General features: G+C 66.0%; 23 protein-coding genes and 1 pseudogene. 1 reads left to right on the top strand and 23 read right to left on the bottom strand.

Going from position 1 to position 19,579, the window contains the following annotated elements; all coding sequences use genetic code 11:
* The first annotated feature begins 3 nt into the window (after positions 1–3).
* Positions 4–2,421, top strand: a complete 2,418-nt coding sequence (gyrB, locus tag QMX85_RS05410; RefSeq protein ID WP_282339158.1) for a DNA topoisomerase (ATP-hydrolyzing) subunit B — start codon at positions 4–6, stop codon at positions 2,419–2,421.
* Between the two features lie 67 nt (positions 2,422–2,488).
* Here gyrB and QMX85_RS05405 read toward each other — a convergent pair whose 3' ends face one another.
* The 23 genes and pseudogenes from QMX85_RS05405 to QMX85_RS05295 form a co-directional block, all read right to left on the bottom strand.
* Positions 2,489–3,259, bottom strand: coding sequence for a lysophospholipid acyltransferase family protein (locus tag QMX85_RS05405; RefSeq protein WP_282339157.1), 771 nt, complete (start codon positions 3,257–3,259; stop codon positions 2,489–2,491).
* 4 nt (positions 3,260–3,263) lie between these two features.
* Complete coding sequence (gmhB, locus tag QMX85_RS05400; protein WP_282339156.1) at positions 3,264–3,809, bottom strand: D-glycero-beta-D-manno-heptose 1,7-bisphosphate 7-phosphatase; 546 nt, start codon at positions 3,807–3,809, stop codon at positions 3,264–3,266.
* A gap of 80 nt (positions 3,810–3,889) precedes the next feature.
* Positions 3,890–4,732 carry a nitrogen fixation protein NifM gene (gene nifM / locus QMX85_RS05395; RefSeq protein ID WP_273233617.1) on the bottom strand — a complete coding sequence of 281 codons (843 nt, stop codon included), beginning with the start codon at positions 4,730–4,732 and terminating at the stop codon, positions 3,890–3,892.
* Entirely contained in the window at positions 4,729–5,187 is a 459-nt protein-coding gene (locus QMX85_RS05390; protein WP_282339155.1) for a nitrogen fixation protein NifZ, read from the bottom strand. Before QMX85_RS05390 ends, nifM begins: the two co-directional genes overlap by 4 nt.
* A 5-nt stretch (positions 5,188–5,192) precedes the next feature.
* The gene (locus QMX85_RS05385) at positions 5,193–5,501 is read right to left on the bottom strand and encodes a nitrogenase-stabilizing/protective protein NifW (RefSeq protein WP_090231422.1); all 309 of its coding nucleotides are present in this window, start codon (positions 5,499–5,501) and stop codon (positions 5,193–5,195) included.
* A gap of 568 nt (positions 5,502–6,069) precedes the next feature.
* Positions 6,070–6,720 (bottom strand): annotated as a pseudogene (gene cysE, locus QMX85_RS05380) (serine O-acetyltransferase); the annotation flags it as partial.
* A complete protein-coding gene (nifV, locus tag QMX85_RS05375; protein WP_273233618.1) occupies positions 6,704–7,879 on the bottom strand; it encodes a homocitrate synthase in 1,176 nt (391 codons plus the stop codon). The pseudogene cysE and the gene nifV, both read right to left, overlap by 17 nt.
* Before the next feature lie 10 nt (positions 7,880–7,889).
* Entirely contained in the window at positions 7,890–9,098 is a 1,209-nt protein-coding gene (gene nifS, locus QMX85_RS05370; protein ID WP_282339154.1) for a cysteine desulfurase NifS, read from the bottom strand.
* Positions 9,099–9,101: 3 nt separating this feature from the next.
* Positions 9,102–9,992, bottom strand: coding sequence for a Fe-S cluster assembly protein NifU (gene nifU, locus QMX85_RS05365; RefSeq protein ID WP_282339153.1), 891 nt, complete (start codon positions 9,990–9,992; stop codon positions 9,102–9,104).
* A gap of 13 nt (positions 9,993–10,005) precedes the next feature.
* On the bottom strand, positions 10,006–10,329 hold the full coding sequence (locus tag QMX85_RS05360; RefSeq protein WP_282339152.1) for an iron-sulfur cluster assembly accessory protein: 324 nt from the start codon (positions 10,327–10,329) through the stop codon (positions 10,006–10,008).
* A 401-nt stretch (positions 10,330–10,730) separates the two neighbouring features.
* Positions 10,731–11,108 (bottom strand): hypothetical protein, encoded by a 378-nt coding sequence (locus QMX85_RS05355; RefSeq protein ID WP_090231417.1) that lies wholly within the window; start codon positions 11,106–11,108, stop codon positions 10,731–10,733.
* Between the two features lie 31 nt (positions 11,109–11,139).
* Positions 11,140–11,412 carry a ferredoxin III, nif-specific gene (fdxB, locus tag QMX85_RS05350; RefSeq protein ID WP_282339151.1) on the bottom strand — a complete coding sequence of 91 codons (273 nt, stop codon included), beginning with the start codon at positions 11,410–11,412 and terminating at the stop codon, positions 11,140–11,142.
* The gene (locus QMX85_RS05345) at positions 11,409–11,627 is read right to left on the bottom strand and encodes a CCE_0567 family metalloprotein (RefSeq protein ID WP_090231415.1); all 219 of its coding nucleotides are present in this window, start codon (positions 11,625–11,627) and stop codon (positions 11,409–11,411) included. The genes fdxB and QMX85_RS05345 overlap by 4 nt, the downstream gene beginning before the upstream one ends.
* A 13-nt stretch (positions 11,628–11,640) precedes the next feature.
* Positions 11,641–12,099, bottom strand: a complete 459-nt coding sequence (locus QMX85_RS05340; RefSeq protein WP_282339150.1) for a NifX-associated nitrogen fixation protein — start codon at positions 12,097–12,099, stop codon at positions 11,641–11,643.
* On the bottom strand, positions 12,096–12,506 hold the full coding sequence (locus QMX85_RS05335; RefSeq protein ID WP_282339149.1) for a SoxR reducing system RseC family protein: 411 nt from the start codon (positions 12,504–12,506) through the stop codon (positions 12,096–12,098). Before QMX85_RS05335 ends, QMX85_RS05340 begins: the two co-directional genes overlap by 4 nt.
* Positions 12,503–12,931 carry a NifB/NifX family molybdenum-iron cluster-binding protein gene (locus tag QMX85_RS05330; RefSeq protein ID WP_282339148.1) on the bottom strand — a complete coding sequence of 143 codons (429 nt, stop codon included), beginning with the start codon at positions 12,929–12,931 and terminating at the stop codon, positions 12,503–12,505. Before QMX85_RS05330 ends, QMX85_RS05335 begins: the two co-directional genes overlap by 4 nt.
* A gap of 29 nt (positions 12,932–12,960) precedes the next feature.
* Positions 12,961–14,367: a nitrogenase iron-molybdenum cofactor biosynthesis protein NifN gene (gene nifN, locus QMX85_RS05325; protein ID WP_282339147.1), complete on the bottom strand. Its 1,407-nt coding sequence runs from the start codon at positions 14,365–14,367 to the stop codon at positions 12,961–12,963.
* A gap of 3 nt (positions 14,368–14,370) precedes the next feature.
* The gene (nifE, locus tag QMX85_RS05320) at positions 14,371–15,774 is read right to left on the bottom strand and encodes a nitrogenase iron-molybdenum cofactor biosynthesis protein NifE (protein WP_282339146.1); all 1,404 of its coding nucleotides are present in this window, start codon (positions 15,772–15,774) and stop codon (positions 14,371–14,373) included.
* Between the two features lie 199 nt (positions 15,775–15,973).
* The gene (locus QMX85_RS05315; protein ID WP_282339145.1) at positions 15,974–16,927 is read right to left on the bottom strand and encodes a hypothetical protein; all 954 of its coding nucleotides are present in this window, start codon (positions 16,925–16,927) and stop codon (positions 15,974–15,976) included.
* Complete coding sequence (locus QMX85_RS05310; protein ID WP_282339144.1) at positions 16,912–17,718, bottom strand: 4Fe4S-binding leucine-rich repeat protein; 807 nt, start codon at positions 17,716–17,718, stop codon at positions 16,912–16,914. The genes QMX85_RS05315 and QMX85_RS05310 overlap by 16 nt, the downstream gene beginning before the upstream one ends.
* Before the next feature lie 16 nt (positions 17,719–17,734).
* Positions 17,735–18,511, bottom strand: coding sequence for a TOBE domain-containing protein (locus QMX85_RS05305; RefSeq protein ID WP_282339143.1), 777 nt, complete (start codon positions 18,509–18,511; stop codon positions 17,735–17,737).
* Positions 18,512–18,533: 22 nt separating this feature from the next.
* Positions 18,534–18,803, bottom strand: a complete 270-nt coding sequence (locus QMX85_RS05300; RefSeq protein ID WP_282339142.1) for a DUF6129 family protein — start codon at positions 18,801–18,803, stop codon at positions 18,534–18,536.
* A gap of 9 nt (positions 18,804–18,812) precedes the next feature.
* Positions 18,813–19,517 carry a dinitrogenase iron-molybdenum cofactor biosynthesis protein gene (locus tag QMX85_RS05295; RefSeq protein ID WP_282339141.1) on the bottom strand — a complete coding sequence of 235 codons (705 nt, stop codon included), beginning with the start codon at positions 19,515–19,517 and terminating at the stop codon, positions 18,813–18,815.
* Positions 19,518–19,579: the final 62 nt, after the last annotated feature.

Below are 19,579 nucleotides of genomic sequence, written 5' to 3'. Positions count from 1 at the left end.
AGCATGAGCGAGAACAACACGTACGACTCCTCCAGCATCAAGGTCCTAAAAGGACTGGACGCCGTACGCAAGCGCCCGGGCATGTACATCGGCGATACCGATGACGGCACGGGTCTGCACCACATGGTGTTCGAAGTCGTCGACAACTCCATCGACGAAGCACTGGCCGGTCATTGCTCCGAGATTTCCATCACCATCCATCTGGATGAGTCGATCACGGTTCGGGACAACGGTCGCGGCATTCCGGTCGACATGCACAAGGAAGAAGGTGTGTCCGCTGCGGAGGTCATCATGACCGTGCTGCACGCCGGCGGTAAGTTCGATGACAACTCTTACAAGGTTTCCGGCGGTCTTCATGGGGTGGGTGTCTCGGTGGTAAACGCGCTGTCCGAGGAGCTGCGTTTGACCATTCGCCGTGCAGGTCAGGTGTGGGAGCAGCTCTACCGCCATGGCGTGCCTCAAGCGCCACTCGCGCCTGTCGGCACCACCGAAGGCACAGGCACCGAGGTGCATTTCAAGGCATCCGCCGAGACCTTCAACAATATCCATTTCGTCTGGGAAATCCTCGCCAAGCGCCTGCGCGAGCTTTCGTTCCTCAACTCGGGCGTAGCGATCGTTCTGCGGGACGAGCGCAGCGGAAAGGAAGAGCTGTTCAAGTACGAAGGAGGGCTGCGTGCCTTCGTCGAATACCTGAACACCAACAAGACTGCGGTCAATCAGGTCTTCCATTTCAACGTACAGCGCGACGATGGTGTTGGCGTCGAAGTGGCCTTGCAATGGAACGACAGCTTCAACGAGAACCTGCTCTGCTTCACCAACAACATTCCGCAACGTGACGGCGGCACTCACCTGGCCGGTTTCCGTTCGGCGCTGACGCGAAACCTGAACAGTTATATCGAGCAGGAAGGCCTGGCCAAGAAGCACAAGATCGCCACCACCGGCGACGATGCGCGCGAAGGCCTTACGGCCATCATCTCGGTGAAGGTTCCTGATCCGAAGTTCAGCTCCCAAACCAAGGACAAGCTGGTTTCGTCCGAGGTGAAAACGGCCGTCGAACAGGAAATGGGCAAGTACTTCGCCGACTTCCTCATCGAGAACCCGAATGAAGCCAAGGCAGTCGTCGGCAAGATGATCGACGCCGCACGGGCTCGCGAGGCTGCCCGCAAGGCACGTGAAATGACGCGTCGCAAGGGCGCTCTGGATATCGCCGGGCTGCCGGGCAAACTGGCCGACTGCCAGGAAAAAGACCCGGCACTGTCCGAACTGTACATCGTGGAAGGGGACTCCGCGGGCGGCTCTGCGAAGCAGGGGCGTAACCGCAAAACCCAGGCGATCCTGCCGCTCAAGGGCAAGATCCTCAACGTCGAGAAAGCGCGTTTCGACAAGATGCTTTCCTCGCAGGAGGTCGGCACGCTTATCACCGCGCTGGGCTGTGGCATCGGCCGCGAGGAATACAACATCGAGAAGCTGCGTTACCACAACATCATCATCATGACCGATGCCGACGTTGACGGTTCGCACATCCGCACGTTGCTGCTGACATTCTTCTTCCGTCAGTTGCCCGAGTTGATCGAGCGGGGCTACGTCTATATCGCCCAGCCGCCGCTGTACAAAGTCAAGCGCGGCAAGCAGGAGCAGTACATCAAGGACGACGAGGCCATGCAGGAATACATGACCCAGTCCGCCCTCGAAGATGCCAGCCTGCATGTCAACGAACAGGCGCCGGGTCTTTCCGGTTCCGCGCTGGAGAAGCTGGTCAACGATTACCGCACGGTGATGAAGACCCTGAGTCGCCTGTCGCGCCTGTATCCGCAGGAGTTGACCGAGCACTTCGTCTATCTGCCGCGCGTCGAGCCCGAACAGCTCGGCGACCAGGCAGCCATGCAGGCCTGGCTGGAACTGTTCCAGGCGCGCCTGAAGCTGATCGAGAAGTCGGGCCTCAGCTACACGCTGAGCCTGCGCGAAGACCGCGAACGCCAACTCTGGCTGCCTGAGGTCGAAGTGGTCGCTCATGGTCTGAGCAACTACATCACCTTCAACCGCGACTTCTTCGCCAGCAACGACTACCGCACGGTTACCAAGCTCGGCGATCAGTTGAACAGCCTGCTCGAAGAAGATGCCTACGTGCAGCGCGGCGAGCGCAAGAAGCCGGTGTCGACCTTCAAGGAAGCGCTTGGCTGGCTGATGACAGAGAGCACCAAGCGTCACAGCATCCAGCGCTACAAAGGCCTAGGCGAAATGAACCCGGACCAGCTGTGGGAAACCACGATGGATCCGAACGTGCGGCGCATGCTGCAGGTCACCATCGAAGACGCCATCGCTGCCGACCAGATCTTCAACACCCTGATGGGCGATGCCGTGGAGCCGCGTCGCGACTTCATCGAAACCAACGCTCTGGCGGTCTCGAACCTCGACGTCTGATCGTTCTGCCCGCATAAAAAAACCGGTCATTCGACCGGTTTTTTTATGAGCGCCGATTAGCGATCGATCAGAGTGCTGCGATATCCAGGGGCACCGCTCCGTCTTCCAGCGCGCCGATTTCACGCTGGGTGCGCTCGACCCAGGCGAAGGCGCGGTCGTTGAGTTCGGCTATCGCGCGCGGACCGGTGGTTTCGGCGTGCATCGGCGCACCAATCACCACCTGGATGGTGCCCGGGTATTTGGCCCAGCCGTTCTTCGGCCAGAAGGCGCCGGCGTTGTGGGCGATGGGCAAAACCGGCAGGTTGGCGTTCACCGCCAGCGCGGTGCCGCCGCGGGAGAACTTGCCGATCTGGCCGAACGGCACGCGTGTGCCCTCGGGAAACACCAGAATCCAGGCGCCCTGCCTGATACGTTCGGCGCCGACGCTGGCCATCTGCTTGAGGGCGGCCTTCGGATTGCTGCGGTCGATGGCGATGGGTTTGAGCATGGCCATCGCCCAGCCGAAGAACGGCACGTACAGGAGTTCGCGCTTGAGTACCTGCGACAGCGGCTCGAAGAAGCCGGAAAGGAAGAAGGTCTCCCAGGTACTCTGATGCTTGGCCAGGATCACGCAGGGGCGTTCCGGGATATTCTCTATCCCTTTGATTTCATAGCGGATGCCGACAATGGTCTTGGTCAGCCAGACGGCGCTGCGGCACCAGTTGCGCACGACGAAACGGTAACGCGCGCGAAACGGCAGGAAAGGCGCTACGAAGAAGCTGACGGTGCACCAGATACAGGCGCTGCTGGCGAGGAGAACATAGAACAGGAGGGTTCTGAGGGTTTGCAATGGCGACATCGAATCACTCGTTGAGCAGGTGTCTGGCGACGGATGAAAGATCGGCGAAGACCAGTGTGCCGGGCGGCAGCGGCCTTTCCAAGGTGACCGCGCCCTTGCCGGTGCGAACCAGATAGGGCGTCGCGCCGAGCGCCGCGCCCGCCTGCAGATCGCGCAGCGAATCACCCACGGCAGGTACACCGGCGAGGTCGGAATAGCCGTAGTGATCGGCGATCTGGCGGAACATGCCGGGCTTCGGTTTGCGGCACTCGCAACCGTCGTCCGGCCCATGCGGGCAGTGCAGGATGAGTTCGATCCGCCCGCCCTGCCCGGCCACCAGCTCGCGCAGGCGGTCGTGCATCGAGTCCAGGGTGGCAGTGTCGAACAGGCCGCGGGCCAGGCCGGACTGATTGGTGGCTATGCAGACCTCCCAGCCGGCGTGGGAAAGGCGCGCGATCGCCTCGATGGAACCCGGCAGTGGAATCCATTCATCCAGGGTCTTGATGAAGGCATCGGAGTCTTCGTTGATGACGCCATCGCGGTCGAGAACGATGAGTTTGCGGGTGGCCACGTCGGTGCTGTCCGGAAAAGCCAGAGGGGTGGCGATTCTACATCAACGCGCGGCGCCCACTCTGGCAATTCCCCGTGTGACTAGGCGAACAGCGACCTGATCCAGTCGCGCTGGGTGGCGCGCCGCACCCGCGTATCGAGAAGCTCATGGATGCTCGGGCGAGCCTCGGCGAAGCGCATCCTCTTGGCCTGGGTGATCGAGTCGCACGACAGCAGATGAAAGCCTATCGGAGATCGCAGCGGTCCGCTGATCTGGCCTCTGGCGAGGTTGAAGAGCACCTGGTCGAGTTCCGGGTAGAGCTTGCCCCGGGGCATCTCCCCGAGCAGCCCGCCGTTCATTGCCGTTGGGCATTCCGAATAGCGTTGGGCGAGCTGGGAGAAACGCCGCGGGTGACGCTTCAATTGCTCGGCGATCTGGCGGATGCGCTTCAGGGCGGCATCGTGGTGGTTGTCGGCGAACTGGTCATTGATGGTGATGAGGATGTGTCGCACCTTGCGTCGCTCCGGCAGATGGAAGCGATCGAGGTGATTGAGGTAGAACAGCTCCTCGTCCACCGGATCGATCTGCTTGGCGTTCTGTGCCACGCGATCCATCACCGCTTCCACCCGCAACTCCCAGAGCAGTGCCCGGCGCAGCCCCGCCTCGCCGAGCCCGGCGCGCTCCAGTCCCTCGAGGAAGTCGGCCTCCGCCTCATAGCGCTGGCGAATCCGCGCGAAGGCGTCCTCCACCGTCGAGGCGGGCACGTGGACGTCCTGGGCCATGGGCGAGGCCAGCACCGCCGTTTCTATGCGGTACTGACGCTGCGCATGCTGCTGAGCCTCATGCTTCTGGCTCTCGGTGAGCTGCGCCGGTTCGCAATCGAAGCGCGCCTGTACGCTCTTGAGAGTCATGTACGCCAGGTTTTCCTGATCGATCGCGGTCATCGGCCAGCCTCCTCCCCGCTTGCGTCATTCAGTGCCGACTCCGGCACCATCAACAGGCGTCCGGGGAACTGCACGTGATAGAACGGCTGGCCGCGCTCGAATTCGCGGACAACCTTGAACACTTCACCCACGCTGCCCTGCGGCACCCGGACCTCGCCATTCACCGAAAGCGGGATCGCCGCGCTGACCTTCTCGCGGGTCTCGTAGCGGCTCGGCATCCACGGCAGATCGACGTCGACCAGTTCTTCCTCGCGGCAGCCGATCCGTCTGTCCGTGCCGAGGAAATGCACGGTGTAGATCAACTGGTCCTGGAGAAAGGTGCCGACATTGAGCACGTGGCCGACTTCGCCGCGGCGCATCAGCAGCGTGCCGGTAGGAATGCCGGGATAGGTGCCGTCGTTGCGTACGTTGCGGATCAGCCGCACGCGGTCGCCGTATTCGTAAGAGGGTTGCATGGCGTTCAGCCCCGGGTGATTTCGCCGAGGGCGACGAAGCCGGGTGTGGCCTCCTTGAACACTTTGAGCGCCCGTTCGGCCTGGGCCGAGGAGTTGATGAAGTCGGCGTAGGCCTTGCTCAGCTGTTCGCGGTAGAGGGCGTGGCGTTCGGCTTCCTCCTCCGGCAGCGTGAGGCGGCTCAGGTAGTCGTGGAAGCGCTGCAGGATGTGCAGGCGGTAGACCTGAACGATGCGGCTGTCGAAGGGGATGGCGAAGAACTCGAGGAATTCCTCGGCGCCTTCGAGTTCACGTAGCGAGTTTTCCAGGTAGCTCATAGCGGTGCTCCCATCAGGCGGCGTTTGACGTGCAGTCGAAATCGGAAAGATCGGCGAGACTCAGCAGATAGGCGCCGCCCAGGCTGTTGTTGGGGTCGAGCCTGCAAAGTGCCTCCAGCCGCTGCTTGGCCGACGCGCAGCGTCCGAGGCGTAATTCGAGGTAGGCGCAGGCCTTCAGCGCGAGCAGGTAGAGGTGATGCATGTCGCTCTGCGGGCCGGCGAAATCCGCAGGCTGAAGGCTCTCCCAGTCGGCGTTCAGGCGGGCCTGGGCGGCACTGGTGCGCAGGGTGTGCTCGGCAACGCCCAGTGCGTCGTCGAGGCGATGGCGATAGAAGTAGAAGCGATACAGCGCGCCGAGTACCTGGGGATGATCGGAGGCCAGCGCCCAGGCTTCCAGCAGCAGGTTTTCGGCTTCCATCTGCGGGTAGAGAATCGCGGCCTTCTCCAGCAGCCTGCCGACCGCGCCGGAAAGCGGTGCCAGCGTATCGCCGGTGAAGGTGTGCAGATCGTTCTGTACGACCGCCGCCGGCTCTTCCGCTGCGACGATGGCCGGCAACTCGGGCGCGCCCTCGAGACGCTCCAGGCGCTGGATCAGCGAGGCGATGAGCTTGCCCACCGGGTCGGGAATCAGGTGGTGATCGAGGTTGATGCCCTCCTCGCCATTCACCACGGTTTTCAGCGACACCACTTCCTTGCCGGGGATTCCGACCACGGTGCGGTCCGCGCCGACGCTGTGCACCACCACCGAGTTGGCGCCGACGCGCACCCGGTCGCCGAGGGTGATCGGCCCGAGCACCTTCGCGCCGGCGCCAACCACCACGCCATTGCCGAGGGTCGGGTGGCGCTTGCCCTTGTTCCAGGTGGTGCCGCCCAGGGTGACGCCATGGTAGAGGGTCACGTCGTCACCGATTTCGGCCGTTTCGCCGATCACCACGCCGGCGCCGTGATCGATGAAGAAGCGCAGCCCGATGCGTGCGCCGGGGTGTATGTCGACGTTGCTCCACAGCCGCGCGACGAAGCTCAGCAGTCGCGCCGGGTAGGCCAGCTCCAGTCGCCACAGACGATGCGCGAGGCGGTACAGCAGCACCGCGTGCACGCCGGGATAGGTGGTCAGCACCTCCCAGCGCGAACGCGCCGCCGGATCGCGCTGGAAGACGCAGGCGATGTCGTCGCGCATCAACTGCCAGAGTGACGGTGCGGCATCAGTTGGTGCGGACATGGGCATCTCCTTGCGAGGGCGAAAGCGCGGGCGGATTGCACAGCGCATGCAGGGCGAGCAATTCCTCGTCGCGGGGCGCGCGCTTGCAGCGCACCGCAAGCGCGCGGATCGCCGGCAGCAACAGGCCGGCGTCGTTCAGCGACAGTTCGATGCCGATGCGGGCGAAGCTGGCCTGGACCGAGCGGCTGCCGGAATGCTTGCCGAGCACCAGGCGGTGTTCGCGGCCGATCAGCGCGGGATCGAGGCCCTGATAGATCAGCGGGTCCTTGAGCAGGCCGTCGACATGGATGCCGGCCTCGTGGGTGAACACGCCCTCGCCCACCAGGCTCTTCTGCCAGCCGACTGGCCGGCCGGCGGCCTGGGCAACCTGCTGCGAAAGTGCCGGGAAGGCCGTCAGGTCGAGGCCGCAATCGAGGCCGTAGAGCGTCATCAAGCCCACGGCGACTTCTTCCAGCGCGGCGTTGCCGGCGCGTTCGCCGAGGCCGTTGACCGTGGTGTTGACGTGGCCGGCGCCGGCTTTCACCGCCGCCAGGCTGTTCGCCGTGGCCAGGCCGAGGTCGTCGTGGGCGTGCATCTCCAGTTCGAGGTCGCAGACGCTGCGCAGCTGGGCGATACGCTGGTAGACGCCGAAAGGCTCGAGGATGCCGAGGGTGTCGGCGAAGCGCAGGCGCTGGGCGCCGGCACGTTGCGCAGCTTCGGCGACCTCGGCGAGGAAGTCCGGGTCGGCCCGCGAGGCGTCCTCGCAGCCAACCAGTACGCGCCAGCCGGAATCCAGCGCCAGCGGAACTAGGTACTCGATCTGGCGCAGCACCCAGGCACGGTCGCGGCCGAGTTTCTTGTGGATGTGCAGGTCGGACACCGGGATCGACAGGTCGACCATCTGCACCGGCAGGTTGCGGCTGGCGATCAGGTCGCCGGCATGCATCCGGCACCACACCAGCAGATCGGCCTGCAGGCCGAGCCCGGCCACCGCGCGAATGCTCTCGCACTCCTCCTCGCCCATTGCCGGAATGCCGATTTCCAGTTCCGGTACGCCGAGCCGGTCGAGCCCGCGGGCGATCGCCAGCTTCTCTTCCAGGCTGAAGGCCACGCCGGCGGACTGCTCGCCGTCGCGCAGCGTGGTGTCGTCGATGATGACTGCCGCAGACTCGCCTTTCATCGCGTATCCCTCAGGCGTAGACCGGTGCGAAGGCCTGTTGCGGGTCGGCCACCGGCCCGAGGTCGTTCCAGTAAGGCGACAGCTTGCGCAACTGCGCGACCACCTGCGGCACCACCTCGATGACGCGGTCGATTTCCGCTTCGGTGGTGTAGCGCGACAGCGAGAAGCGCACGGTGCCGTGGGCCGCGGTGTAGGGAATGCCCATCGCGCGCATCACGTGGGACGGTTCCAGCGAGCCCGAGGTGCAGGCCGAACCGCTGGAAGCGGCGATGCCGAACTTGTTCAGCAACAGCAGGATCGCCTCGCCCTCGATGTATTCGAAGGCGATGTTGGCGGTGTTCGGCAGGCGGTTGTCCGGGTCACCGGTGACGAAGGCGTGGCTGACCTGCGCCAGTACGCCGGCTTCGAGCTTGTCGCGCAGGCGGCGCACTTCGGTGTTCTCATGCTCCATCGATGTCAGCGCCATCTCCGCCGCCTGGCCGAGGGCGACGATGGCCGCGCTGTTCTCGGTGCCGGCGCGCCGGCCGCGTTCCTGATGTCCACCGCGCAGCAGCGGACGGAAACGGCTGCCGCGGCGCAGGTAGAGCACGCCGATGCCCTTGGGCGCGTGCAGCTTGTGGCCGGACGCGGAGAGCATGTCGATCTTGCTGTCGGCCAGCTCCAGCGGAATCTTGCCCACCGCCTGCACGGCGTCGGTGTGGAACATCACCCCGGCGGCGTGCGCCAGCTCGGCCATTTCCTTCACCGGAAAGTAGGTGCCGGTCTCGTTGTTCGCCCACATCACGCTGACGATGGCGACACGCTCGCTGAGCAGTCCGCGGTATTCGTCGAGGTCCAGGCGGCCCTTGCCGTCGACCTTCAGGCGGTGGATCACGTAGCCCTCTTTCTCCAGATGCTCGCAGAGCGCGAGGATCGCCGGGTGCTCGACCACGGTGGTGATGATCTCGCGGCGCTCCGGCTGTGCACGCAGCGCCGACAGGATCGCGGTGGAGTCGCTCTCGGTACCGCAGGAGGTGAAGATGACCTCGGTGTCATGCGCAGCGCCGAGCAGCGCCTGCACCTGCATGCGTGCCTTCTTCAGCGCCAGGCCTACGCGGTTGCCGAAGCTGTGCAGCGACGAGGGGTTGCCGAACTGCTCGGTGAAGTACGGCAGCATGGCGTCGACCACCAGCGGATCGACGCGGGTGGTGGCGTTGTTGTCGAGATAGATGGTTTCCATCGTCTAGTTCCCCATGGCGCGGGTCAGCGAACCGGCGCGGGTCGGTACCACGCGAATGAACTCCCCCAGCTCTTCCATCAGCTTCTGCTGGATACCGTTGAGGGTCAGCGATTCCATCTGGCAGCCGGAGCAGGCGCCGATCATGTTCACGTAGACGGTCTTGCCATCCACGTCGACCAGTTCGATGTCGCCATGGTCGCGCTGCAGTTGCGGGCGCACGGCCTGGATCACCTGTTCGATGCGGCGGATACGCTGCAGGGTGTTCATCTGCGCCGGCGCGACTTCCACCGGTGCCGGGGTGGCGGTCGGGTCGAAGGCCACGCCGGTCTCGGCGAGCACCTTGACCAGGATCTCCTCGATCCCTTCGTGGCAGGCGGCGCAGCTGCCGCCGGCCTTGGTGTAGTTGGTGACTTCCTCGACGGTGGTCAGCTTGTTGGCGCGGATGGTGTCCTCTATCAGCACCGCGTCCACCGCGAAGCATTTGCACACCAGCGCGCCTTCCTCGTGGTCGTCGCTCCAGACTTCACCGCGGTAGTTGGCCACCGCAGCCTGCAGGGCTTCGCGGCCCATCACCGAGCAGTGCATCTTTTCCGGCGGCAGGCCGTCGAGGTAGTCGGCGATGTCCTGGTTGCTGACCTTCAGCGCTTCGTCGAGGGTCTTGCCCTTGATGATTTCGGTGAGCGCGGAGGAGGAGGCGATGGCCGAACCGCAGCCGAACGTCTGGAAGCTGGCGTCCTGGATCACTTCGCTTTCCGGATCGACCTTGAGCATCAGGCGCAAGGCGTCGCCGCAGGAAATCGAGCCGACGTCGCCGACACCGTTCGCGCCTTCCAGCGCGCCGGCATTGCGCGGGCTGAAGAAGTGCTCTTTGACCTTATCCGAGTAATCCCACATGAAGGTTGTCCTCTCAGGCGGCGAATGACTTGCCGCAACCGCACTGGGTCTTGGCATTGGGGTTGCTGAACTGGAAGCCGCTGCCGGCCAGGCTGTGGACGAAGTCGATGTTGCAGCCGTCCAGTGATGGGGCGCTGAGGGGATCGACCAGCAGGGTGACGCTGCCGATGGTCAGCACCAGGTCGTCTTCTTCCTGGCTCGACTCCAGGCGCAGGGCGTACTGCAGGCCGGAGCAGCCACCGCCGGCCACCGCGACGCGCAGACCGGCGACCTGCCCTTCGGCACCCTGAATGAATCGGTGGATGGCTTGCTCGGCTTGGGCTGTGAGGTTGATCACGGTTGACCTCCAGAATCTTCGTGAGATGACAGGAGGGACAGAGCACGGCCTGTGCCAAACCGGTTTTCAAGCCTAAGTGGTTGTTTTTAAACAGAGGGACTTGCGGAGAAAAGGCGCCGAGGCTGTTTGGAAGGGGACGCCGACACTGCTTTGTTGGATTTGCTACAGAGGGGAAATGCAGCGGATGGTCGCAGCTGTGGAGGGCGTTTTTTGTTGACCGGCCGGCGATCCGCTGCAGTCAGTAGGATGGGTCGAGGAGCGTAGCGACGATACCCATCAGGGACGCTTGAGGGGTATCGCTGCGCTCGACCCATCCTACGGGTTTTCCCGCCGCGCAGGATGGCCTCAGCCCGCCGGGTTTTCGAGGCGGATCGCCGTCCGGCCCATCCTGCGTTCGGCGCCTACAGCGTCGGCCACAGCCGTGGGTCGATCTTCACCTGGCCGTCGCGGCCCCAGGCGGTGAGCGATTCGACGAACCAGCGTGGGTCCTGCGGGTGCTGCACGTCGAGGTCGAGTTCGGCGTAGTAGCTGCCATCACTGTTGAACAACACCTCCAGCTGCAGCCGTTCGGCCTTGTCGCGCCAGTAGCCCTGATAACCCGAGCGGCCGTTCACCGGGTCGGTGACGCGCACGAAGGCCAGGTAATCCGGGTCGACGTGCGCCGGCAGCGCATCCTGGCGAAAGCCCTGCGCGCTCTGGCGCAGGCGCTGGATGAGCAGGGTGAGGGTACTGCGCAGATTGCTCGGCAAACGGCAGGCCTGTCCTTGAGGTCCACGCATGGCGGTACTCCTTGATGTGGCGGGAGCCAGGTCAGCCGGCGCTGGGCATGGCTTCGTGGCTATGGCAGTTCTTCGGGCAGACGCGGCTGCAGGAGCCGCAGCCGATGCAATCCAGTTCGTTGCCCAGGCTCATCACGCTGCGCACGTCGTCGAGGTCTTCGTCGTCCAGTTCGATCAGCTCGAACACGTCGCGCGGGCAGACCTTGAAGCAGCGTCCGCAGCCGATGCAGGTGCTCTGGTCGACGCTGACGACGAAGGCCGGCGTCCAGCTCTGGCCGCCTCGGGTTAGGCCGGTAATGTTCATCGGGATGCCTCCTCGGCAAGTTGTTGCAAACGTGCACTGGCATCCGCCCACGCCTTGCAGGCGTCATAGGTGGATTGCGCGATGCGGGGTATCTCCTCGTAGGCGGCGGGCAGGCGATCCTCGACCAGATCGTGCAGCTGCCCGGCCCATTCGCTGGCGATGCGCTTGAGCTTGCGCACTTCTTTGTCCAGCGCCTGGCTATCGGTCGGTTCCATGTGGTGGCTCTCCTTACAGGCCGGCGACGTCGGGGAAGCGCTCGATCATCGCCAGTGCCCCGTCGATGTGCTTGGTGGCTTCGGCCTCCATCGCTTCCAAGGTCTCGAAGCCGAAGCGGTGCACGTCGCGCAGGGTGCGTTCGAACACCACCAGCTTGCCGACGGTGATCAGCACGCGGCCGAAGCCTTCGTGGCTGAGGTTGATCAGCGGCACCGCCATCAGCTTGCACTGGCGTTCGATGAGGGTGGCGATGGCGTTGTAGAAGGCCTTGATCCGCGCCACCACGATCTCGTCCGGGTCGCCGATCACCGGCATCTCGCGACGCTGGGCCTTGGTCACCACGAAGGGCTCGAGCACGCGCGCGTCGGACCAGCTGTCGTAGGTGCCGTAGCTGTCGATGGCGCGCATCTGCTTGACCATCTCGCGCTTGAAGATCTCGTCCTGCTGAAGTTCGGCGACTGCCTGGCTCATGGGTGTTCTCCGCTGTCTGGGGGGGAATCGTCGAGGTGCTGGCTGACCAGCAGGGGTTGGCGGCTGCCGAGCAGGTGCGTCAGGCCGAGGCCCGCGCATAGGCCGAGCAGCGCGCCGCCGATGGCGGCGAAATCGCCGTATAGCGAGCCGACCATCGCGCCGACCACCACGCTCAGGCTGGGCACCCCGTAGGCATAGAAACTGGCACGCAGCAGGTCGGCCTCGCGGACCGAAAGGATCACGCTCTGCCCGTCGCAGAGCCCGTCGTCCGGGGCAATGTCCAGTGCGTCATCGTTGCCGGCGCAGCTGCCGCGTACCTGGCAGGCGCCACAGGCGGCGGGCGTTTCGCCATGCATGCGCAATTGGCCATGGACGTCACGGACGACGCGGGCGCGGGTCTCGATCATTCCTGCCAGGCCTCGTTGAGCAAGGCGTCGAAGCGCTTCTCGTCACGCTCGCCGTGCAGTGCCTTGCGCAGCCACACGGGCGCGGCATCGGTCTGGGTGGCGTCGATCAGCTCGCGCAGGCAGTCGTCGATGGCGCTGCCCTCCTCGACCTTCATCGGCTGGATGCCGGCGGCCAGCAACTGCTTGATCGCCGAGCCGCCGACCGCCACGCAGTACACCGCCGCGCAGCCGCCGAGCAGCTCGATCTTGCTTGCCAGCTTGCCTTCGTGGCCGTCCATCAATACGTCCGTCTCGCTGAACTCGGCGACTTCCACCAGGCGCGTGACGGGGGGCTCGAAGGCGTAGATGGCGAATGCCTCGGCGGCGCCGAAGTGCTGATCGACCAGCTGCCGGTCGGAGCTGGCGAACGCGATGCGCAAGGACATGCGGTTTCCTCCTCGAAGCGTTACCAGTTTCAGGTGGCGCATGGCTGCGGCACCTGCGGTGCGTGCGCCGGACTGTCGTCGGCCGGGCGCACCGCGTAGATCGAGCGATAGGGCTGGACCTCGTGCTTGTGGATTTCGCCAAGCATCAGGTTGGCCAGGTTGCACAGCGTCTGCCGGGTGCCGCGGTAGCCGATCCACAGCTGCATCTGCCCGCCGATGCGGTCGTACAACGGCCAGCCGGCGCGTTGCAGCGGGATGTCCAGGCGTTCGGCGCTCTGTGCGGCGTGGGAGTTGGCCAGCAGCAGCTGCGCGTGGCCTTCGGCGGCGAGTTTCTCCAGATCCTGCAGGTCGCCGATCTTCACCTGCGCGCAGGCCAGTTCGGCGAGGATCGGCGCCTGCGCCGGTGCCACCGCGGCGACGGTTTCGCCGCCCATGGAGGCGACCAGGTCGGCGAGGGCGAACAGCAGGTCCGGATCGGCGGCGATGGCGTAGCGCGCATAGCCGAGCATGAAGTGGGTGTCGACCATGCAGTCCTGCAACTGCGCGCGCTGGCGCTCGAGGCTTGCCGGCACCGGCTGGCCGCTGAGCTGGCGCAGGCAGTCGACCAGCGCATCGACGCGCTGCAGGCCCATCAGGCTGTCGAAGCGCCGGTCGGGTACGCCGGTGCGCGCGGCGAGAATGTCCGCGGCCTTGCCCAGCGAGCGGCCGATGACCAGTGTCAGCGCCGCTTCACCCAGCGTGGCGAAGGCCTCCACCGGCGTACCGCCGACGCTGAACGGGGTGAACTGCGCGTCGGTCAGGTGGCCGTCCAGCGCATCGGCGAGGTCCGGCAGCACCACCGGGCTCAGGCCGAAGGCTTCGATCAGTTCCTTGAGCTGCTCGATGTCCGCGGCGGTCAGCAGGCTGCCGGCGAGCACGTTAACCTGGCGCGGGCGGCGCCCGGCCCGGCCGCGGTCCTCGACCACCAGCGCAGCGAGCATCGCTTCCACCGCCAGCGCATAGCCGCTTTCCAGGCAGCCGCTGTAGTCCGGCGTGTTCACCGCGATCACCGGGGTCGCCGCCAGCTCAGGGTGCTGCGCGCGGAACTCGCGGACCAGCCGGTGGATATCGGTGCCCTGGGTTTCCGAGAGCCCGGTGGTGGGCAGACCGACCAGCGCCGGCTTGCGCTTACCGATGATCCCGGCGAGTCCTTCGAGGACGTTGTCGTCGGCGCCCATCACCGCGCTGCCGTGGTCCATGGCGCTGGTCTGCAACGGGATCGGCTCGCGGAAATGCCGCACCAGGAAGACCTTGGCGAACGCCGTGCAGCCCTGCGAGCCGTGCATCATCGGGATGGCGTTGCGGATGCCGAGGAACGCCAGCGAAGCGCCGACCGGTTGGCTGACCTTCAGCGGATTGACCGCCAGGGCTTTGTCGCGACGGATGATCTGCGCCATGGCTCAGGCCTCCGCCGCGTGCAAGGTGGCCGGCTGGTCCCAGGGCGCGCGTTCGCGCACGGCCTGCCAGACCGGCGATTCGAGGGTCAGCGCGATCTGCCGGGCGAGTTCCAGCATGCCCTCGTAGCCGGCATAGCCGAACTCGCGCTCCTGGTTGATATCGAGGAACGGCAGGCGCGCCTTCAGCGCGGTGTACATGTTGCGACCGCCGGCGATCAGCAGATCGGCGCGGTAGTCGCGCATGCAGTCGAGCAGCGCCTGCGGGCTGCCCTCGTCGAGCATGCGCGCCTCCTCGCCCATCAGTTCGCGGATGCGCTGCTTGTCTTCCTCGGTGGATTTCTTGGTGCCGGTGGCCACCACGGTCATGCCCAGGTCCTGCAGTGCGGAGACCACCGACCAGGATTTCACCCCGCCGGTGTAGAGCAGCACGCGTTTGCCATCCAGGCGCGCGCGCCACGCCGCCAGGGCCAGGTCGATGCGCGCCTCCTCGCGGGCGATGAGGGTTTCGACGCGGGCCGCGAGGTCCTCGTCGCCGAGCATGCGGGCGATGGTGCGCAGCGCTTCGGAGGTATCGTTGACGCCGTAGAAGCTGCCCTCGAACCAGGGCACGCCGAAGCTGCTTTCCAGTTTGCGCGCCACGTTCAGCAGCGCCTTGGCGCACACCACCATGCTCAGCTCGGCGCGGTGCATGGCCTGCACTTCGTGGAAACGCGCGTCGCCGGACAGTGTGCAGATCACCCGCAGGCCGAGTTCGTCGAGCAGGGGCAGCACATGCCAGAACTCGCCGGCGATGTTGTATTCGCCGATCAGGTTGATGTCGTGCACGCGGATGCCGGGGCGCGCGGCGCTGGTCGGCAACGGCAGGGGTTCGCCGGTGCCGATCACGTACTTGAACATCGCCTCGCCGGCCAGGCGGTTGCCCATGTTCTTGGTGCCGTAGAAACCGGCCGCGTCCACCGGTACCACAGGCACGCTGAAATGCCCGGCGGCGGCCTTGCACACGGCGTCGACGTCGTCGCCGATCAGCGCGGTGACGCAGGTGTTGTAGACGAACACCGCGGCGGGCGAGAACTCTTCCACGGCCTGGCGGATCGCGTGGAGCAGGCGTTTTTCGCCTCGGCCCATGATCACGTCCTGCTCGGTGAGGTCGGTGGTCATGCCAATGCGGTACAGCGTCGGCCCGGAGGAGCGCGTGCCGCGGTTATCCCAGGAGCTGCCGGCGCAGGCGATCGGACCGTGGACGATGTGCGCCACATCGGCGATCGGCAGCAGGGCGATCTGCGCGCCATCGAAGGCGCAGCCGCCGTCGGTGGCACCCGGCTTGGGCTTGGCGCACGCGGATTTTTCCTTGTGGTTGTGGCTGCAAGCGGGTTCGTCGAGCAACTGGGCGATGTCTTTGGCGTGCATGGCGGTCACCTGCGGCTGGATGCGATGAGCCTCGCAAGCGGCATGCCATAACTATCTGATTGTTTTTAAAGGATTTTGTATGTGAGGCTTTGTGGCGAAGCCGACAATCGGGCCGCTCCGCGGGGGATTGCCGACAAGCCATCGTCAGAGAGGCGACACGCGGGGGAACGCCTGCCCGGAGCCGGGCAGGCGCTGGGGATCAGCAGTTGTAGGGTGATTCCACCCAGCGTCTGAGCAGCGCGGCTTCGCGATCGGGCAGGTAGTGGAAGCCGGCCTGCTCGTCGTCCAGCAGGTGCTGGGCCAGCTCGGCCGGTACGCTGGCGCCGGCGATCAGGTGGAAGTACCAGGCACCGCGGTAGCCGGCCAGGCGCTCGAAGGCCTGCAGCTGCCTGGCCAGCGCCAGGCCGCGCTCGCGCAGGCTCCAGGGAAAGCTCTGCAGCGGACGCTCGCGCACCGCCAGCATGCGCAGGCGGGTCTGCCGCTGGTGGAACACATCGAGGCTTTCCTGTTGCTGCACCAGCCAGTGCTTGCACAGCGGTTGGTCGGCGGCGCTGCCGATCTGCCATTCGCGGATGAAGCGCTGGACCGGGTCGTCGTTGGCCTGGCTGTCGAGTAGCACGCGGACATCCACCAGACGCGACAGCCGATAGCGCGGCGCCGCGACCGGTTGCGGGGTGATCGAGGCCGGCTGCAGCGGTTCGAGCAGTTCCTGCAGGTCGTTGGGGTTCGGGTCGTTGGGCAACAGGCGGCGCTCGAAGACTTCCTGCAGCTCCTCGACCTCGACCTGCCAGAACGACGAGGCGCCCGGCGCGTACTGGGCGACGAAGTAGTGGATGCAGCCGTTCAGCCGGGTCACCACCGGCTGCGTCTCGACCAGTTCGCGCAGCACCGCGGCGAAATCCTCGTCGTGCTGCTGGTAGCGCAGCTCCAGCCAGTCCTCCAGCGAGGCGTTGAGCAGGCTGCCGCCGGGGCTACGCACCGCGCCGCTGCGGTACCAGCCGCCGACACTGCGGCGGTACTGGAAATCCAGGTCCGGCAGCAGCTTCGCCAGTGTCGCCAGAAGCGCGGCATGGTGCGGGCGTGGCCGGGTTTCCGCGATGCGTTCGGCCAGGGCGGCGGTGGTCGGCCAACTGGGGCTCAGGAGCTGCTGCATGGATCGTCCTCATCCAGATCGTTGTCCAGTGGGTCGCCAGCGAGACGCCGGGCCACCAGGTTGCGGATATCTTCTTCGGGGTCGTCGGCGAGAGGCGCCAGGTATTCCAGGGGTACGCGCACGGCGGCGCGCAGGCGCACCAGCCAGTCCGGGTCGTTGAGCAGGCCCACACGGGTTTCCAGCAGGCCACGGCTGGCGACGATGGTGCGCACCTGCGGCTCTGGGTCGTCGCGCAGCAGACGCAGGGCGAACGCCGGCAGCCGCCGTGCCACCGCCTTGCGCACCTCGCTGTCGCTGTCATGGGCCAGCCGGCGCAGTTCGCCCAGCGGCAGGCGCTGGGCGACCAGCAGGCGTACCAGGTAGTCGCTGTCCTCGATCAGCGCGCTCAGGTGTTCGGCCGGCAGGCGGCTGGCCAGGGTCACGCGCACCTCGCGGTCGGGGTCGCCGAGCAGCGCCGGCAGTTCGGCGACCGGCAGGCGGCTGGCGACGGCGCGGCGCACCACTTCGTCGGGGTCGTTGATCAGCGAGGAGATCGACTCCAGCGGCGCATAACGCACGGCGATGGCGCGGCGCTCCCAGAACAGGTCGTGCAGACAGCCTTCGGCGCATTCCGGGTTGCGGCTGAGGAAGGCGTCGTTGAGGCGACCGTTGCGCACCTGGATGCAGGCGTTCTGCGGCGTGCAGCGGCCCACGGCGAAGCGTTCGGCGCGGTGCGGGCAGTTTTCGCAGCGCGCCAGCGCGGGCACCGCCTCGAGCGCGGGGCCGGCGGCGGGAGGTGGCGGTCGGACCATGTGCTGCGCCGCCCGCTCAGTCATCGACGGCGAGGATGACATGCGAGGCCTTGATCAGCGCGGTGAGCATCTGTCCGCGGTTGAGCTCCATGTCGTCGGCGCTCTCGTGGGTGATCACCGCGGTGAGCGTTCGCCCGCTGGCCAGCGCCAGGCCGACCTCGGTGTTGATAGGCCCTTCGCGCACGCTCTGCACCAGCCCGCGGAACTGGTTGCGCGCGCTGCAGCGCAGGCTGTCGTTGCTGCTCAGGATGACCCACGAGGCCTTGATCAGGGCGATCGCTTCGCCGCCGATTTCCAGGCCCAGGCGGGCGATGCTTTCCTGGGTGACGGTGGCCACCAGCGGCTGTTCGGCGCCGATGTCGAGGTGCACTTCGCTGTTGATCGGCCCGGTACGGATCTCGTCGATACGGCCGAGGAACTGGTTTCTCGCGCTGGTGCGCATGTCCCATCTCCTTTTCAGGCGGTAGCTGTGCTGGAAGCCCTCGAAGCGCACCTTCAGGCTGTCCAGGGTGTGCAGGAAGGCGTTGAAGTCGTGGCTGCGATCGCCGAGCAGCGCGAGCGCCTGGTGGCCGTGCTCGCTGAGCCGCGCACTTCCGTCGGCATTGCAGTGCACCAGCGGCAGGGGCGAGAGGTTGTTCAGCCATTCGACCATCACCCCGGCGCGCTCCAGCTCGATGCCCTGCTCCGCGGCGGCACCCTGCAGCGAGCCGTGGCGGGCGATGCCGGCAAGCAGCAGCAAGGGATCGCGGCGGGTCCGGGCAGGCGCGGGGGTGGGGTTCAGATAGCCGAACATGGGCAGCACTCCTGGGTGCGGATCAGTCGTCGTCGTGCAGTGCCAGCACCACGCCGCTGGCGTTCTGCGCATCGTTGGTCAGGCTCGCGCAGTGCTCGCGGGCATCGACCAGGTACAGGCTGAACCCGTCGCCGCCGCGTACTGGCTGCAGCTTCAGCGGCACGTCGTTATCGCTGCACAGGGTCAGCGAAAGGCCGGGAAAAGCCAGGCGCAGTTCGGCTAGGCGCGCATCGTCGAGCGGCGCTTGCGCGGCCTGGGCGGCGAGATCATCGAGCAGGGCTTCTTCGAGCATGCGGACTCCTCAGCTTTCCAGGTCGACGGCGAAACGCGCCAGCGAGCGGCTTTCCACACCCATCACCTTGGCCAGCCACGGCGGTGGCGCCGGCAGCACGGCCTGCAGCTTGGCGAGGGCTTCCTGCGCCGGTGCCGCCTTGGGGAATTTCAGCGGATGCACGCCCGCGCGAATCACCTTGGCCGCCGCCGGACCGCCGATGGATTGCACGTAGAGCAACTGGCAGTCGCCGATCAGTTCGGCGCGCGCGGTGTTGCGGTCGTCGCTGGCATCGGCTGCCGCGGTGCTGCGCAGTTCGCGCAACAGCGCCTGCTCGGTGCTGACGTCGTAGATGAGGAAACGCGGGCAGGAACCGAAGTGGCCGTCGAGCATTTCCTGGCTGTTGGAAGCCACGGCGACCCGCAGGTGCGCGCCACCGGGCAGTTCGACGGCGCTGGCGGCCGGCAGCGCTTCGTCGCCGTCCTGTTCGCCCCACAGGTAGCGCACCGCCTGCTTGAGCGTGGGCGCGGCGATGTCGGTGGCGATTTCCAGTTCCTCGTCGCCGATCAGCAGCGCGCGCAGATCCTCGACGGTGAGTCCGGCGAGCTTGTTCTCGTCGATCGGCAGGCCGAGCTTGCCGCCCAGTGCGGCGATGAACGAGGCCGGGTTTTCCAGGCCGAGCGCGCGCGACGCCAGGGCGATGCGCAGAGCGGCGGCCTTGCTGATGCTGGACATGGCGAACTCTCCTTCGGGCGTGCGGCGCAGAATAGGGTTCGCCGCAACCCCCGCCATACCCC

This window comes from Pseudomonas sp. PS02288 (assembly GCF_029959715.1).
Classification (GTDB): domain Bacteria; phylum Pseudomonadota; class Gammaproteobacteria; order Pseudomonadales; family Pseudomonadaceae; genus Pseudomonas_O; species Pseudomonas_O kuykendallii.
The sequence above is the reverse complement of the archived record's forward strand: the minus strand, read 5'-3'. Positions and strand labels throughout refer to the sequence as shown.